Genomic DNA, 15,644 nt, shown 5'->3' with positions numbered 1-15,644 from the left:
CCATCAGATTATAGCAGGATTTAGTCAGTTATCAGTGATCAGTGATCAGTGATCAGTAATCAGTGATCAGATGTGAGTTTTCAGTTCACTGTTCACTATTCACAGCAAAAAACTCCCTTCTCCCCACACCCCACTCCTCACACCCCACTTCCCACACCCCATCACCCTATCTCCCCATTTCGCGAATTCTCTGGGGGAGTCCCCAATAGTTCACCCGTTCTACTAACCAGCCAGAGGATTCTAGCCGCTCGATCGCTTGGTTGACGCGTTCTCGGAGACTTTGGTACTGTAAACCTTTAGGGAGAACCACTCCTAGAGCGATCGCCCCCAACTGGATCGGTAATTGACGATAATTGGGGAATTGCTGCACCCAACCAGTTAAAAGGCTATTATCAGCCGCAAAAGCGTCTATTTCCCCCGTTTCCAGTAAATTAAAAGCTTCTTGATAGGAAGCAACCCCGCGCAGGGTAGCGTTAGGTAAATTGGAACGCACAAGGGCGATTGTCGTCGAGCCGTTGAGTACGGCGATTCTAGAGTTAGCTAAGTCTTCTAAACGCTGCAATTGCGGGTTTTTTGTCACAAAACCGCTGCTATCGAGGTAATAAAAGGGGCTAAAATCCACTAAGCGCTGACGTGCAGGAGTAATCGCCACACGAGCGATCGCGAAATCTACTCGATCATCAATCACCACCTGTAAACGTTCTTGATTACTAACGGGTTTAAGAATAATAGCACTGTCAGAACCGAGAATTTCTGCCGCTAGACGTTTAGCGATGTCGATTTCCAATCCTTGCAGATTGCCCTGGGAATCAAGGAAAGCGAGGGGAGGGAGATTATTTTTGACAGCGACAATTAATTTTCCCCGGCGTATAATTGTATCGAGATCGGCGCTAAAACTTGGGGCTACACCTAAGAGCAAAAAACCAAGAATAAATAACAAATTTTTCATACTGTTTTACCTAGACTAACTCGATTTCTACCTTGATTTTTAGCGGCGAACATAGCACGATCCGCCCGCTCGATCACCGTTTCTAGATTATTATCTTGGGGGCTAAATGTTGCCACACCAATACTAGCAGTAACTCGCACTTTTTGTCGATCAATTTCAAGATTTAGCTGGTTAATTACTTGACAAATGCGCCGGGCTAAGGTTCCAGCATCCTCAAGATTAGTTTCTGGGAGAATAGCGACAAATTCCTCGCCCCCAAAGCGCCCAAAACTATCCACTTGACGCAGACAGTTTTTAATTGCCCCAGCGATAGTAATTAAAGTTTTATCTCCCAGGACATGACCAAAGGTATCGTTAATATGTTTAAAATGGTCTATATCGATGACTAAAACCGAAAAATAACGATGATAACGATGACATCGTTGCCATTCTTTCTCGCCCAAGGCGAGAATCTCTCGACGATTATTTACCCCAGTTAGGCTATCAGTTCTGACTAGCTTTTCTAGTTGAGAATTGATATTTTTTAATTCTTCTTGAGTTTTTTTTAGTTCTAAATGAATTTTAACTCTGGCTAACAGTTCCCAACTATGAAAGGGTTTAGTTATATAGTCCAAAGCCCCAGAATTAAAAGCATTGATAATATCTTCTTTTTCTTTACTATCTGTTACAAAAATAATCGGTATATGAGCGTATAAATTATCGCTTTTTAGTCTTCGGCAAAGTTCTAGCCCCCGCTTTTTTGGCATTATTAAGTCAAGAAGAATTAGGTCAGGATTAGCAGTTTTTACTCGTTCTATTGCCTGTTGAAAACTACTAGCGCAAGCAGTTTCATAACCAGCAGAATCAAGAATCTCCACAGCCAATTCTAGATTTTTACTGACATCATCAACCACTAAAACTAGACAGTCTTGAGGACGAAACTTAATCATGATCAGTAAGTATAATTAATCAAGCTAAGGACAAAATAGAGAGACAATTATTAGTGATAAGCTGTTCGTAATTTAAATTTTTTGTTGAGACGAGGCAAGAGGCAAGAGGCAAGAGTCAACAGCAAAGGGATTGGGAGAGATCCTGCTAATCTAAGAATAAGCGGTTTAAATACCTCTTAGCTTACAGCATTTCTTATACAGATGAAGTATGATGGGATTGGGCATCACCCCCAAAGGTTAAGCTTATCCCTAGTTTCTAGAAGTCTGCTTTTTTCGACTAGAATAAAAAAAGCCAGTCAGAATAGCCACAATTAAAAAAATTTCTCCTCTTAGACTTGACGTGAAAGAGTCCCTAAACCCTACTTCTTTGGATCTCAAAACCATTTTTCCCTTTAAACTCGACGACTTCCAGCAATCGGCGATCGCTGCTCTTGCTGCCGGTAAATCAGTGGTTGTCTGCGCTCCCACGGGTTCCGGCAAAACTTTAATCGGAGAATACGCTATCTATCGCGCCCTAGAAAGGGGCAAACGGGTTTTCTACACCACTCCCCTGAAAGCTCTTTCTAACCAAAAATTCCGGGATTTTCAAGAAAAATTCGGTCGTACCCCCACCGATGGCGATGAGGATTCCCCGCTGCTGTTTGCGGAAGTGGGATTAATTACCGGCGATGTGGTGATCAATCCTTCAGCATTAATTGTAGTCATGACTACAGAAATTTTTCGCAATATGCTGTACCAAACCCCGATTGGTCAGGTAGGCACTTCCCTAGAAAACGTGGAAACCCTGGTTCTCGATGAATGTCACTATATCAGTGATCGAGGTCGCGGCACCGTTTGGGAAGAATCAATTATCTACTGTCCCCCTAGTATCCAATTAGTAGCCCTCTCCGCCACCATCGGCAACCCGGGAGAACTCACCGACTGGATTAACTGGGTGCGGCAACTGCCCCAATCCGGCGACAATAAACAGACCTCCAGCTGCGAGCTAATTAACTCCGATTTTCGTCCCGTCCCCCTGCGCTTTTATTTCGTCAATAAAGAGGGATTATTCCCGCTGCTCGACCCAAAACAGAGCAAAGTTAACCCGAAACTGCGTCCTAAAGCCCCTCGGGGCAGCTCCCGACGCTTAAAACGAGAAGATTGTCCCACCATTGCCTCGATTGTCACCACTCTGCGGGACAAGGATATGCTCCCAGCCATTTACGTCATTTTCAGCCGTAAAGGTTGCGATCAGGCGATTCGAGAGCTAAAAAACCTCAATCTCGTTAATCAAGAAGAAGCAAGAGCCATTTACTACCGTTTACTCATTTTCTTTCTGGAAGATAATCCCAATCTGCAAGAACTGGCCCTTTCCTTCTTTGCCGTCGAAAATCCGCCCCTACAGCAAAAATTACTGGCTTTTTTCGCTAATAACCCCCAGTCTGACGAGCAACTCCTCAGCCTCTTAACCGCCGACCCCGAGACGAAAAATCAACTGTTTGAATTCCTAGCCAGTGCTTCCCAACTGGTGCGCGCCGACCAAGTGGAACCCCTCACCCGGGGCTGTGGTGTTCACCATGCTGGGATTTTACCCCTCTGGAAAGAATTAGTCGAACAACTTTTTGAAGCCGGTTTAATTAAGGTGGTTTTTGCCACCGCTACCCTCTCGGCCGGGATTAATATGCCCGCCCGCACCACCGTTATCTCGGCCCTCTCCAAGCGCACCGATGATGGTCATAGTATGCTGACTCCCTCGGAATTTGTCCAGATTGCCGGCCGGGCCGGTCGCCGGGGAATGGACGCAGTCGGCCATGTGGTGACAGTACAAACGCCCTTTGAAGGGGCAAAAGAAGCGGCTTTTCTGGCCACCGCCCAACCGGAACCCCTGCAAAGCTGTTTTGCGCCCAGTTACGGCATGGTCTTAAATCTCCTGCAAAAACACAGTCTAGAGGAGGTAAAAGACCTCTTAGAGCGCAGTTTCGCCGAATATCTCGCTCGTTTGAAGTTAAGCCCCGAACGACAACAGATTACCGCCTTAACCACCGAATTAGCTAAGTTGGATATGGAGTTAGCCGGAATCGAACGAGAGCAGGTCTTTAGTTACGAAAAGCTACGGGAAAGACTGCGGGAAGAAGAAAGACTGTATAAAATCATCGCTAGTCAGTCAGAAGCCCAGAAAAGACAGGAAATACATCTAAAATTGCCGAATATTCCCGTCGGAACTATCCTCCATCTCAAGGGCAAACATATTAAGGTTCCCGTCCCCGTCCCCGCTATCTTTGTCAACACCCTGCACGGAGCCGGTCAAGTGCGAACCCTTGTTTGTTTAGGCAGTGATAATCGCTGGTATTTAGCCGCCTATGCCGATATTAGCGAGATCGATCAAGGTTTTCTCGCTCCTGCGGCATTAGGCGAACTGATACCCCCTTCCCTAGAAGCAGTTTCCCTAGGGGGGTGGCGCAAGGGTGAGGAAAATACTCAGGCGATCGCCGATTTAATCCCCCAACAAGTACAGGGCATCCCACCAGTGGCGGAACTGGAAACCCAAGCACAAAGACTTGAAATTGTCAATAGTCAAATTGCCGCTCATCCCCTGCAAAAACGCAAAAATCCGGGGCGATTGATGAAATTATACTACGATCGAGAGCTTGCTCGCGATAAGTTACACAAGACCCAGATTAAATACCAAAAACAACAATCGCGTAAATCCTACTACTGGGAAGAATTTCTGAATCTAATCGAGATTTTGCGAGAATTTCAGGCATTAGAGGGTTATTTGCCCACCCCCCTCGGAGAAGCGGCGGCCACTATTCGCGGGGAAAATGAACTCTGGTTAGGATTAGCGATGATGTCGGGAGATTTGGACAGATTGACTCCTAGCCAACTAGCCGCCGCCATCAGCGCCATGATTACGGAACCCCCTCGCCCCGATACTTGGTGCAATTACCCGCCTGTGCCAGAAGTTATCGATATTTTGCGACAAGGAGAGGGAAATTCCCCCGGTCTGCGAGAAGTTCGCCGTTTACTCTATCAAGCTCAATCTCGCTACGATATCACTATTCCCGTCTGGTTAGAAACCCAACTGATGGGGATTGCCTCCCGTTGGGCCCAGGGGACATCCTGGCCAGAATTGTGCGAAAATACTAGCCTCGATGAGGGAGATCTAGTGCGATTATTGCGGCGCACCGTTGATGTTCTCTGGCAAATTCCCCAAATTCCCCGGGTTTCCCAAGTCCTTAAAGATAATGCCCGTCTCGCCGTCACAGCCATGAAGCGCTTTCCTTTATAATATTGATCTCTCTTTTAAACAATGGGAGATGGTAGGGAAAGTAACTGTTGGTGAATCTGCTCAATTAGGGCGAGGATTTGCTGATAATTTTGGTGCAATCCCTGGTGATAGAGGTGATTTGCTCCTTGATTTAAATCCGCTAAAGCCGATTGATAATAACCCAATTGATGCCGCAGTAATCCCCTTCTAATATAGGCATCGGCATAAAAAGGATCGATGGCAATCGCCCGATTTAAATCGGCGATCGATCGGTCGTATTCACCTAATTGGTGAGCGGTACAAGCTAGATTATAGTAGGCTGAGGCGTTATTTTTATTTAACCGGAGAGCTTGATTAAAATCCGCCTTGGCTGAGGTAAAATTATGGAGGGCTAAATGAGATAAACCTCGATCATTATAAATAGTGGCTAAAGTGTCGGGTTGCTGGTTAGTAATTTGACGCAAGGATTGATTAAAATCGGCTAGGGCAAGGGGATAATTTTTCATGGCCGCCTGAACTAAACCCCGATTATAGTAGGCTTGATAATAGGTGGGTTTTAGTCGGATAGTCTGGTTATAATCGGTCAGCGCCTGTGGATAATCTCCCAAACGATAAAAAGCTAAACCCCGATGGAAATAGGCTAGATAATTATCGGATTGCTGTTGTAAAGAGCGAGTGCAGTCTTGCCACGCGTGCAGATAATCCTGTAAATAAATCTCAGTTAAACAGCGATTACTGTAGGCTAGGGCCAAGTTATTTTCCTGTTCGACCGACTGATTGAAATCCTGCAAAGCTTGCTGATAATTACCCGCCTCTAGTTGTTCAATTCCCGATCGCAACCAGTAGGATAAATGTACTGATTGAGCTGCTTTTCCCTGCCGAGGCAATCCCCCCAGCACAAGCGAGCAGAGCAGTGCAACAATAACCAATCCACCGAGGCGAGGAAGAAAATTTTTCAAAACCGTTGACATAGGAGTATCTTTGTGCATATACTCCCAATTCTGAGGAAACTTTCTCGATCGATCAACAGACAGCCTGTCAAATCCAGGAGTCAGTTATCAGTTATCAGTTATCAGTTATCAGTTATCAGATGTGAGTTTTCAGTTCACTGATTACTGTTTACTGTTCACTGTTCACTGAAAATACACCCTACACCCCACAGTCTAGGACTGGTCTATGTCTCTAGAGGTCGGGGCTGCGATAAACTAATAAAAGAAAGATTGTCACCGAGCAATTATGATGGCGTTACTCGCTAACGCAGTTGATAACCGATAAATGATACAGGAGTTATCTATGGAAACTATTTTTATCCCCCACCTCCTCAAATCTCCTGATCGACAAAGAGTGATCATCATCGATAATTTTATCCCTGGTCTAGAAACCTTGACACCGGTGCGGGGGACCTTGCTGGTTAGACATGGGGGCAATTTTTTGGAAGTATCGGTGAAAGCAGAAACCATCGTCACCTTAACCTGCGATCGCTGTTTACAACAATATAATCATCGTCTGCAATTAAACACTTCCGAATTAATCTGGCTAGACAAAAATAAAGACTACGATAGCTCCTATCCTCTAGAGCGAGAAATAGCCTACGAAGACCTCTCGGAAACCCTCGATCCTAACGGGGATTTTGACCCGCAAATGTGGTTATACGAGCAGTTGTGTCTAACTTTGCCCCCCCGTCAACTCTGCGGAGCCAATTGTCAACCACCCGATTTTCTGCTTCCGGAAAATACTGCCATCGATGGTCGTTGGGCCTCCCTAGAATCCTTGAAAAGTCAGTTATCTCAATCGCAAAATTGAGCCTTGATGCCGATTTTTTTCGGGTTTCGAGCCACAAGAAAAGCGATCGAAACCCGATTATTTACCTGCCCCAAATCTTTTTCAGGACAGTTTCGGGAGTAATATCGGCGACTTTTCCCGTATTAGCCTCAATATATCGATGCAGCTCTCCCCCGCTCGGTAAAACTCTCTTAGACAACGAAGGAACCAGCAGAGATAGGGTATAGGTTCCCACGGCCACGGCTAACTGTAAAGGGACACTTTCGGTAGCTAACAATAAATTAGCCCCGGCGATCATAGCGGCCATTTTACCGATATCGGCCGTTCTGGACACTTTTAAGTTATTATCCATGGCTTTGAGTGCTAAAACCCAAGCTTCATCCAATTCTCCCTGGATCGCGACAATTGGTAAATCCGGTTGTTGATGGCGAATGCCTTGGATAATTTCTAGCCAACTCTCCAGGGGATAAAGCGTTTCCAGTCCTTGGCTGATGCTCAGATCGCTACCGCCGGCGTAGAGGAGAATATAGCCGCTATCCTTGATGTTGAGGCGTTGCTGCTCCATTTCGGCCCAATCGATATCATCGCGATTCAAGGTTAGTTTTAAAGGTGGACAGGGTGGGGCAATCTTTAACCCTTTGACCAGTGCGTGATAATTATCCGCTAGATAGCCTTCCGTTGGCCGGGGTACTTGTTCCGATAAGAACCAGCTGCCATTATTTTCATAGCCTATACGGTTGGGAACACCATTTAACCAGAGTAAAAGATTGATAGCAGGACGATTGGTGAGACTAATGGCGATTTCGTACTCCCGGTCCCGAATTACTCCCAAAATATTTAAATAATCCGCTAATCCGTACTGATCTCGATAGTCAAATAAAAGCACTTCCTTAACCTGGGGACAGAGACGATAGGCAGCCTTTGCCCTAGGTTCGACCAAAACATCAATGCTGCTTTGGGGGTAAGTTTGCCGGAGGGTTTCTAGAGTGGGAAAAAACAGCAGTTGATTGCTAATTCCTCCCGGTACAAGGGTTAATATTCGCATTTTATCTGGATATACCTGAATCGATCAGCTTAATTTTAGCAGTGTCCCTCGTTATTCACTAAATCCGGGCAGCGATGTTTTTTCTCAACAGAATGCGATCGCAGATTCTCTTAAGTATTACCGGAAGGATTAGATCCGTACATAGCATTTAAAACCAAAGCGGGGTCAACGTATTGATTGCCGTACATCAGTCCCCAGTGCAGGTGTGGTCCGGTGGTGCGTCCGGTCATTCCCACTCTAGCCATGCGGGCCCCTGCTGGTATATCCTGACCGAGAGTAAGGACGATTCCTCCTGACCTGTCAATCAAAAAAGTACCGCGGCTATCGGATTGAACCGAACCCATGAGATGACAATAAATATGCGTCCATTGACCCGATTGCATCTTAATCATGGTGCCACAGCCTGTATTATCGGATAATTCGACGATTCTGCCGGTCCACCAATTGCGAATATAACTGCCTAAGGGTGCGGCCATATCTAAACCGGCATGAAATTGTTGACTGCCATCCATGGGAGAGAAACGATAACCGAAACCAGAGGTGTAGGTTTGGAAGTTTTCCACGGGGAAGGAGGCCCCGGCCCAAGCATTTTGAGCTATGAGGGTGGGATTAGCTTTAACGGGGTGTAAACGGTCAAATCCTAGAGAAATTAACGTTACAAGACAGCTAATCGCTAAAAAACGCAGTAATTTAACAGGCAGATACTTTAGCATGAGACTTAACTCCAGACACCACAATTAAATATACCGCTAATTTTACCGGCGGCTTTTAACCGATATTTTAGTTAAGTTTTGAGTTATTATTGACCTTTGGTTAGCGGTTGACAACATTTCCCCTCGGGCTGCCGATTCTCCGACTCCCCCACTTAATTTTTACTTTTTACTGACTCGTACCATGTTAGACCTAAAGCAAATTAGAGAAAATCCAGAGGAAGTGCAGAAACGCTTAGATAGTCGGGGAGGTAGTTATGATATTGCCCCTATTCTCCAGTTAAATCAACAACAAAAGGCTTTAGAGTTAGAACGCAGCAGTTTACAGGCCCGGGGTAACGAAATCGGTAAACTGGTGGGACAAAAAGTGAAAAGTGGCAGCGATGTCAACAGTCCCGAAATTTTGGCAATGAAAACAGAAGGAAACGAGATTAAAAGTAAACTAGCTCAATTAGAACCGCAGGAAAAAGCCATTAAAGCGGCCATTGACCAAAAAATCTTAGATTTACCCAATTTACCCAGTGAAACCACTCCCATCGGTAAGGATGAACGGGAAAATGTCGAAGTCAGACGCTGGGGAGAGGAATATAAACCCACCAACCCGAATATTTTGCCTCACTGGGAAATTGGGGAAAAATTGGGCATTTTAGACTTTGAACGGGCAGTAAAGATCGCCCAGAGTCGTTTTGTTAATCTTATCGCCCTCGGGGCAGCCCTAGAAAGAGCTTTAATTAATTTTATGCTCGATCGCCATATTGTCGCCGGTTATACAGAAGTTTTACCGCCAATTTTGATTAATAGTGACTCCCTGCGCGGGACGGGACAACTGCCGAAATTTGCGGAAGAAAGCTTTAAATGTCGAGATGATGAGCTTTGGTTAGCACCAACGGCAGAAGTACCCGTAACTAACCTTTATCGCGATGAAATCCTCTCATCGGAGCAATTACCGATCAAACACTGTGCCTATACCCCTTGTTTTCGTCGAGAAGCGGGCAGCTATGGCAAAGATACGAGGGGCTTGATCCGTTTGCATCAATTTAATAAGGTGGAAATGGTCAAAATCGTCCATCCTGACGCTTCTGCTGGGGAACACGAAAGTTTAGTCGCTAATGCGGAGGCAATCCTGCAAGCTTTACAGTTGCCCTATCGGGTGATTGAATTGTGTAGCGGTGACTTGGGTTTTTCGGCAGCCAAATGTTATGACTTAGAAGTGTGGCTACCTTCGGCTAATACCTATCGGGAAATTTCCAGTTGTTCTAATTTTAGAGACTTTCAGGCACGACGGGCAAATATTCGCTTTAAAGAAAAAGGACAAAAAGGCACTAATTTTGTCCACACCCTCAACGGTTCGGGATTAGCGATCGGTCGTACTATGGCCGCTGTCCTAGAAAATTATCAACAGCCGGACGGGACAGTAAAAGTGCCGGAAGTGCTGCAACCCTATCTAAAACGGGAAGTTATTTGTTAAATTTTCTAAAAATGCTTGACAAAATGTGTCTATAGTGCATTTGAAAAAGTTGCGCTTAACCCCACTCTAGAATTGCCTGTTTTAAGGCTCCTTCTGGCAAATTGGCCGGATCAAAGGACTCACCCGCTTCTATTCTGGCTAAAGCTTCAAAAAAAGCCCTCACACCACTGGCCGGTCCCGATGGGTGGTCCATAATTCCAGTTCCCGCATTGAGGATAACATTACGTCCGTAATCCCCAAGGACCTGGGGAACAATACCTGGACGAATGCCGGCCGAGGGAACCGGAAAAACGTTTCTATCGCGCAAAATATCGCGAATTTTGCCCTCCTCCTGCGGATCGAAGGGTAAACTACCGTAGGCGGCGGGATATAGCACCGCATCGGCTCCTGCGTGGGCCATCATCGTCCCCAAAACCACAGAATAGGCTAATCCCGTATCGCTACCGGCACACATCGCTCCGGCAAAGGCAGGATGGGCGAAAATAGGAACATCGATCGCCGGATCACTGGCTAAAGCTTCTAAAACGGAAAAACCGTAGGTAAGAACGTTTAATAATAGGGCATTAGCCCCATGTTTCACTAATAAACGGGCTTTTCTCTGCAATTCGTCCGCTTTTCCAGTGACATTGACCGCATAGAGAACATTTCTACCGGTTTGCTGCCGCACTTCCTCCAAAACTCGGCGACAACAATCTAGGCGCTCGTGGGTGGGAGCCACGGGAAGATCCGCCATGATTTCATCATCTTTAATCACGTCTAAGCCAGCAAAAGCCACTTCTCGCAGGATATCGGCGTGATCTTGGGCCGATAGTCCTAAAGCGGGTTTAAAAATTGCCATGACTAGAGGTCGATCATAAACCCCCAAACGTTGCCTAATTCCTGTGATTCCCAGCTTGGCTTTTGTGCCGTAGCTTTCGGGGAGATACACCCCCACCACTTTTCCTGCTCCAGCCATGGAATATTTGCCGAAAATCATGGTTAAAAGACTGGCGATGTCATTTTCAACGTTTATCTGGGGAAAACGCACCCTAGCCACCTTATAACCGTCGGCTTCCTCCCTGATCCCCACCACTTCCGCTAGGTGTTGTTGCAGCTGCTCTTGACGATGACTGTGGCGCTCGCTCCAAGTGCCGGCGGTTTGACCGATAGCGATCGTTTTTGCCTGTTTTTCGGCATTAATAGCGGGCGGAAAGCGATAATCGACGATAATAGTCATAAGAAGTCAAAAGGTGAAAAAGGGAGTGGGAATTATAAATTATAAATTATGAATTGGGGAGATGGGGAATTGGGGAGGTGGGGAAGTGGGGAGGTGGGGAATTGGGGAAGTGGGGAATTGGGGAATTGGGGAGCCTTTTTTCAGTAAACAGTAATGGGTGAACTGATAACTCACATCTGATAACTGATAACTGATAACTGATAACTGATAACTGATAATGGCTTTGATCGGTTTTCTCACCTATTGACAAGGGTTCCCCTAAAAGCCTACAAGTATTTTAGATAGGTATCGTTGTGGATGGTTACAGCGCTCCGATTAATGGGGGTAACTTTGTGGATTTAGTCCAACGGGGTTTTTATGACGGTTTACCCTTCATTCGCAGCGAAGATAATTTCTTTGTGCAAACTGGGGATCCCGTCGGTGCAGAAGAGGGGTTTATTGACCCGAAAACTAAGCAATATCGCTCTATTCCCAATGAATTAACTCCTCCGGGGTTTAATCTCATGGATGGTCGTTATTCGGTTGTTGGCTATTTAGTCCAGGGAAAAGAGGTGTTAGAAGAACTTACCGATCAGGATAAGATTATCACCGCTAAAGTGGTTTATGGCTTAAATAATCTCGTCCAACCTAGCTAGGGTGGGGGTTTTTAACTAGGTTTTGTTAAGGCACAGAGATTAGTCAAGATAGGGGAAGCAGCTCAGATTGTGGGGACTTCCCCCGATACCCCAGAAAGTGGCAATTGTCGAGGCAAATATTCCCCGCTAGTGAAGACAAGGCAGTTAGTAGATGTTACTCTGTCCATGACCTTTTCAGCTTAGAGTAGCAAAACGTAGGGTGCGTTAGACGGCAAAAATTACTGCTTTGACTTGAAAGTAACAATCCGTCGTAACGCACCACCTATCATCAACTAAGTAGTAAAACGTAGTTAGACGGCAAAAATTACTGCTTTGACTTGAAAGTAACAAACCGTCGTAACGCACCACTAAGTAGTAAAACGTAACGGCAAAAATTACTGCTTTGACTTGAAAGTAACAATCCGTCGTAACGCACCACTAAGTAGTAAAACGTAACGGCAAAAATTACTGCTTTGACTTGAAAGTAACAAACCGTCGTAACGCACCACTAAGTAGTAAAACGTAACGGCAAAAATTACTGCTTTGACTTGAAAGTAACAAACCGTCGTAACGCACCACTAAGTAGTAAAACGTAACGGCAAAAATTACTGCTTTGACTTGAAAGTAACAAACCGTCGTAACGCACCACTAAGTAGTAAAACGTAACGGCAAAAATTACTGCTTTGACTTGAAAGTAACAAACCGTCGTAACGCACCACTAAGTAGTAAAACGTAACGGCAAAAATTACTGCTTTGACTTGAAAGTAACAATCCGTCGTAACGCACCACCTATCTAAGTAGCCGATTACAATGAGATTACTTACTTAGTATTTACTCAATACCCAGTTTTTGCAATGTTAGTAAACGTCCTTGACTAAACTCCTCGTACACTGTTTTCAGATGAGTAATATTGGCTCTACCGAACCTGTCATGTCAAACTATCAACAACTCATACTTGTAAAGCTTGTATAATAGGGCTTTGAGTTTTTGTTAGATTGATATTTATCAACTTTAGAGCATTGCTGGACAGAGAGGGAGCTTGGGGAATTTTCCACAGTGTAAGTTCGGAAGAACCGTAATATTTTCCTCCTCTGTTTCCAAAGGTTTCCCATCTTTAACCACTTTTTTGCCTTGACTTGCCAAATTTTGCCAAACAAATTGTACTGCATCTTGGTTATAGGATTTAGCCAAGAGGAATAATTGTTCTAAACGATTGACCACTACTCCAGTCCCAATCAAAGGAGAAGCTAAAAAGCTTAATTCCTCACTATAGACTGCTTTCGCTTTCACTGCATTATTAAAAGCATCAGTAGATGGTTTCCGTTGTTGGCAAGTTTGCTCATCCACAGCAGGATGAATATAGCCAATACCAGTTAAAATCATCAGAGCTTGGGAAAGACCATTTAAGTTAATATTTGAGGTTTTGGGGTGATTTTTTAGTTGCAGTAAAGTTTGGGGAGATTCCGCCAAAACTTCACAAATTGGCTGATAAACTGTCTCCTGTAACTTAACTTCTCCCACGGGAAACTGATGCTCGAACTTGATAATTGCGGGATTAACAATCATGGCAAACCGAGTTTCTTCTAGTTGTTTAACCTGTTCTTGGAGGGTTAAACCTAAGGAGCCTCGACTAAAAATATCACGACGGAATTGGCTATTAAGAAAGAAATCTCGCACCACTTCCCGATAGATTGGGTCGCTGATTTTGGCTAATTTTTCTTGGGCAACTGGGGAGAGATTGACTGTATCAATATGGTCATTAATATGGGCAGAACCCACATATTTAAGTTTAGCATCCTCTAATTCTTTCGCCACTTCATCGAAGTAAAAAGAATTCCATTCCTGATTGAAATACTCGTGAGCTAAATAATAACGATTTTGTTCCTTTAGGCGCTCGTAACGACTTTTTAAAATTGGATTTTGGGCAAAATAACTAGCATTAGCTTCTAATAATTCTCCTGTAAAATTAAGAGCCTGTTCAATGCGGGTTAAAATTGGTTCGGAACTGTGTTGACCATGACGCAACATTAAAGCCTGCATCGGCATCGCTGCTGACCAACCCGGAAGGGCATTATAGGAGATATAAACTAATCCCCCCACCTTGAGATTGCGGCGAATAAAATTAACTATTGCTTGGCGATTTATGGCACTAATCCAGCTATAAATTCCGTGCAGACTGATGAAGTCAAATTGAGGTAAATCTCGCTCTAAAAATTCCTCAAAACTATCATCAAAGAAAAGAATATTCTTCATCCCCGCCTTGGCCGCTAAATCTCTAGCCGTGGCGATATGACTAGGATTGAAATCATTGGCATAAAATTGGGCGTGGGGATAGGTTGCCGCTAAAATATTCGTGGTAAAACCCTGACCACAGGCCAATTCACAATAGGTAAATTCTTGGCTAGAATCGGGGGGTTGAATGGATTTAATCAGAGTGGCTAAACCTAATTTTAGGGGACTTAACTCGCCGTAAAAGCCGCTAGTGTAGTTAACTTCCAATACATATCCCTCTGTCCAATTCATAGATTTTCCTCAAATATAATGGCAAGTCATAAAATTAAGACTTGATTATACAGGAAAAGAGCCATGTCCCCTAGATTGGCTCTTTTGGATTTGGTGGGTAAAATGTATTCTGAGATACAGTCCTGCTGGCGAGGGAGTGGAGGGAACCACTCCAGACACAGAGGACACAAAGATCGATCATATTGTAAGTTAAACTTATCACACAGAACCTAGAAGAGCCGGTAGGGTTAATTCATGAATTAACCCTACTACTTCCCCCAGAAAAGTCGCGAGGAAATTGAAGCTATGTTTGGACTAAGTGATTTAAAACAAACGAGAGTCTATCAAGAGGCACTGGCCGAAGGAGAAGAACGGGGTCTAGAACGGGGTCTAGAACGGGGTTTAGAACGGGGTCTGCAAGAGGGGGAACGTCTGGTGGTGGAAAACCTGCTCCGAGTCCGCTTTGGTGAGTTAGACCCACCACTGCAAGCTATTATCAGCCGGATTTTACAATTGTCCCCAGAAGAATTTACTCCTTTACTCCTACAGTGTTCCAAGCAGGAACTCTTAAAGCGATTTCCCCCAGAAAAGTCGCAAGGAAATTGAAGCTATCACCCCCCTTATCAAGGGTAGGGTTAATTCATGAATTAACCCTACTACTTCCCCCAGAAAAGTCGCGAGGAAATTGAAGCTATGTTTGGACTAAGTGATTTAAAACAAACGAGAGTCTATCAAGAGGCACTGGCCGAAGGAGAAGAACGGGGTCTGCAAGAGGGGGAACGTCTGGTGGTGGAAAACCTGCTCCGAGTCCGCTTCGGTGAGTTAGACCCACCACTGCAAGCTATTATCAGCCGGATTTTACAATTGTCCCCGGAAGAATTTACCCCTTTACTCCTACAGTATTCCAAGCAGCAACTCTTAAAGCGATTTCCCCCAGAAAAGTCGCGAGGAAATTGAAGCTATCACCCCCCTTATCAAAGGTAGGGTTAATTCATGAATTAACCCTACTACTTCCCCCAGAAAAGCTGAAAAAGTAGGGGCAAAGGTAGAAAACGGGTTTCTCGGAGAAACCCGTTTTCTGTGCGTTACCCACAGGACGCAAAGGTAGAACCCTGGAACTAGAAAAAACTAAAAACCCAATCCCGATAAAGGGATTGGGTTCTATTCAAGATCTAAAGTCAA

12 protein-coding genes and 1 pseudogene are annotated in these 15,644 nt (G+C 44.8%); 6 read left to right on the top strand and 7 right to left on the bottom strand.

Annotated features, from left to right (window positions below):
• Positions 1-166: 166 nt before the first annotated feature.
• Together myaer_RS01805 and myaer_RS01800 are read right to left on the bottom strand one after the other, a co-directional pair.
• Positions 167-949 (bottom strand): transporter substrate-binding domain-containing protein, encoded by a 783-nt coding sequence (locus myaer_RS01805; RefSeq protein ID WP_046660718.1) that lies wholly within the window; start codon positions 947-949, stop codon positions 167-169.
• Complete coding sequence (locus myaer_RS01800; protein WP_046660716.1) at positions 946-1,878, bottom strand: diguanylate cyclase; 933 nt, start codon at positions 1,876-1,878, stop codon at positions 946-948. Before myaer_RS01800 ends, myaer_RS01805 begins: the two co-directional genes overlap by 4 nt.
• 340 nt (positions 1,879-2,218) lie before the next feature.
• On the opposite strand from myaer_RS01800, the gene myaer_RS01795 reads away from it, so the two are divergent.
• Entirely contained in the window at positions 2,219-5,146 is a 2,928-nt protein-coding gene (locus myaer_RS01795; protein WP_046660715.1) for a DEAD/DEAH box helicase, read from the top strand.
• Positions 5,147-5,160: 14 nt separating this feature from the next.
• On the opposite strand, the gene myaer_RS01790 is transcribed toward myaer_RS01795, so the two are convergent.
• A complete protein-coding gene (locus myaer_RS01790) occupies positions 5,161-6,114 on the bottom strand; it encodes a tetratricopeptide repeat protein (RefSeq protein WP_046660714.1) in 954 nt (317 codons plus the stop codon).
• 304 nt (positions 6,115-6,418) lie between these two features.
• Between myaer_RS01790 and myaer_RS01785 the strand changes: the two genes are divergently transcribed.
• A complete protein-coding gene (locus myaer_RS01785) occupies positions 6,419-6,928 on the top strand; it encodes a YceD family protein (protein ID WP_046660713.1) in 510 nt (169 codons plus the stop codon).
• A 61-nt stretch (positions 6,929-6,989) separates the two neighbouring features.
• Here myaer_RS01785 and myaer_RS01780 read toward each other — a convergent pair whose 3' ends face one another.
• Complete coding sequence (locus myaer_RS01780; RefSeq protein ID WP_046660712.1) at positions 6,990-7,952, bottom strand: glycosyltransferase family 9 protein; 963 nt, start codon at positions 7,950-7,952, stop codon at positions 6,990-6,992.
• 110 nt (positions 7,953-8,062) lie between these two features.
• Positions 8,063-8,665 carry a M23 family metallopeptidase gene (locus myaer_RS01775; protein ID WP_046660711.1) on the bottom strand — a complete coding sequence of 201 codons (603 nt, stop codon included), beginning with the start codon at positions 8,663-8,665 and terminating at the stop codon, positions 8,063-8,065.
• Between the two features lie 181 nt (positions 8,666-8,846).
• On the opposite strand from myaer_RS01775, the gene serS reads away from it, so the two are divergent.
• On the top strand, positions 8,847-10,130 hold the full coding sequence (gene serS, locus myaer_RS01770) for a serine--tRNA ligase (RefSeq protein ID WP_046660710.1): 1,284 nt from the start codon (positions 8,847-8,849) through the stop codon (positions 10,128-10,130).
• A gap of 55 nt (positions 10,131-10,185) precedes the next feature.
• On the opposite strand, the gene myaer_RS01765 is transcribed toward serS, so the two are convergent.
• Positions 10,186-11,346, bottom strand: coding sequence for a 2,3-diketo-5-methylthiopentyl-1-phosphate enolase (locus tag myaer_RS01765; protein ID WP_008200686.1), 1,161 nt, complete (start codon positions 11,344-11,346; stop codon positions 10,186-10,188).
• 287 nt (positions 11,347-11,633) lie between these two features.
• Here myaer_RS01765 and myaer_RS01755 point away from each other — a divergent pair.
• Positions 11,634-11,981 (top strand): annotated as a pseudogene (locus tag myaer_RS01755) (peptidylprolyl isomerase); the annotation flags it as partial.
• Between the two features lie 990 nt (positions 11,982-12,971).
• Here myaer_RS01755 and myaer_RS01745 read toward each other — a convergent pair.
• A complete protein-coding gene (locus myaer_RS01745; protein ID WP_046660707.1) occupies positions 12,972-14,483 on the bottom strand; it encodes a methyltransferase regulatory domain-containing protein in 1,512 nt (503 codons plus the stop codon).
• Between the two features lie 285 nt (positions 14,484-14,768).
• Between myaer_RS01745 and myaer_RS01740 the strand changes: the two genes are divergently transcribed.
• Together myaer_RS01740 and myaer_RS01735 are read left to right on the top strand one after the other, a co-directional pair.
• The gene (locus myaer_RS01740) at positions 14,769-15,068 is read left to right on the top strand and encodes a hypothetical protein (protein ID WP_046660706.1); all 300 of its coding nucleotides are present in this window, start codon (positions 14,769-14,771) and stop codon (positions 15,066-15,068) included.
• A gap of 87 nt (positions 15,069-15,155) precedes the next feature.
• Positions 15,156-15,419, top strand: coding sequence for a hypothetical protein (locus myaer_RS01735; RefSeq protein ID WP_046660705.1), 264 nt, complete (start codon positions 15,156-15,158; stop codon positions 15,417-15,419).
• Positions 15,420-15,644 lie beyond the last annotated feature (225 nt).

The organism is Microcystis aeruginosa NIES-2549, assembly GCF_000981785.2.
In the GTDB taxonomy this organism is placed as follows: Bacteria; Cyanobacteriota; Cyanobacteriia; order Cyanobacteriales; family Microcystaceae; genus Microcystis; species Microcystis aeruginosa_C.
Note: the sequence above shows the minus strand (reverse complement) of the source record. Positions and strands in the feature narration are given on the sequence as shown.

What these genes read in the sequence shown, in the direction of transcription:
- myaer_RS01745 (WP_046660707.1), bottom strand. Translation starts at nt 14,483, where the DNA reads ATGAATTGGACAGAGGGATATGTATTGGAAGTTAACTACACTAGCGGC.
- myaer_RS01780 (WP_046660712.1), bottom strand. Translation starts at nt 7,952, where the DNA reads ATGCGAATATTAACCCTTGTACCGGGAGGAATTAGCAATCAACTGCTG.
- myaer_RS01735 (WP_046660705.1), top strand. Translation starts at nt 15,156, where the DNA reads ATGTTTGGACTAAGTGATTTAAAACAAACGAGAGTCTATCAAGAGGCA.
- myaer_RS01800 (WP_046660716.1), bottom strand. Translation starts at nt 1,878, where the DNA reads ATGATTAAGTTTCGTCCTCAAGACTGTCTAGTTTTAGTGGTTGATGAT.
- myaer_RS01805 (WP_046660718.1), bottom strand. Translation starts at nt 949, where the DNA reads ATGAAAAATTTGTTATTTATTCTTGGTTTTTTGCTCTTAGGTGTAGCC.
- myaer_RS01765 (WP_008200686.1), bottom strand. Translation starts at nt 11,346, where the DNA reads ATGACTATTATCGTCGATTATCGCTTTCCGCCCGCTATTAATGCCGAA.
- myaer_RS01775 (WP_046660711.1), bottom strand. Translation starts at nt 8,665, where the DNA reads ATGCTAAAGTATCTGCCTGTTAAATTACTGCGTTTTTTAGCGATTAGC.
- myaer_RS01740 (WP_046660706.1), top strand. Translation starts at nt 14,769, where the DNA reads ATGTTTGGACTAAGTGATTTAAAACAAACGAGAGTCTATCAAGAGGCA.
- myaer_RS01785 (WP_046660713.1), top strand. Translation starts at nt 6,419, where the DNA reads ATGGAAACTATTTTTATCCCCCACCTCCTCAAATCTCCTGATCGACAA.
- myaer_RS01790 (WP_046660714.1), bottom strand. Translation starts at nt 6,114, where the DNA reads ATGCACAAAGATACTCCTATGTCAACGGTTTTGAAAAATTTTCTTCCT.
- serS (WP_046660710.1), top strand. Translation starts at nt 8,847, where the DNA reads ATGTTAGACCTAAAGCAAATTAGAGAAAATCCAGAGGAAGTGCAGAAA.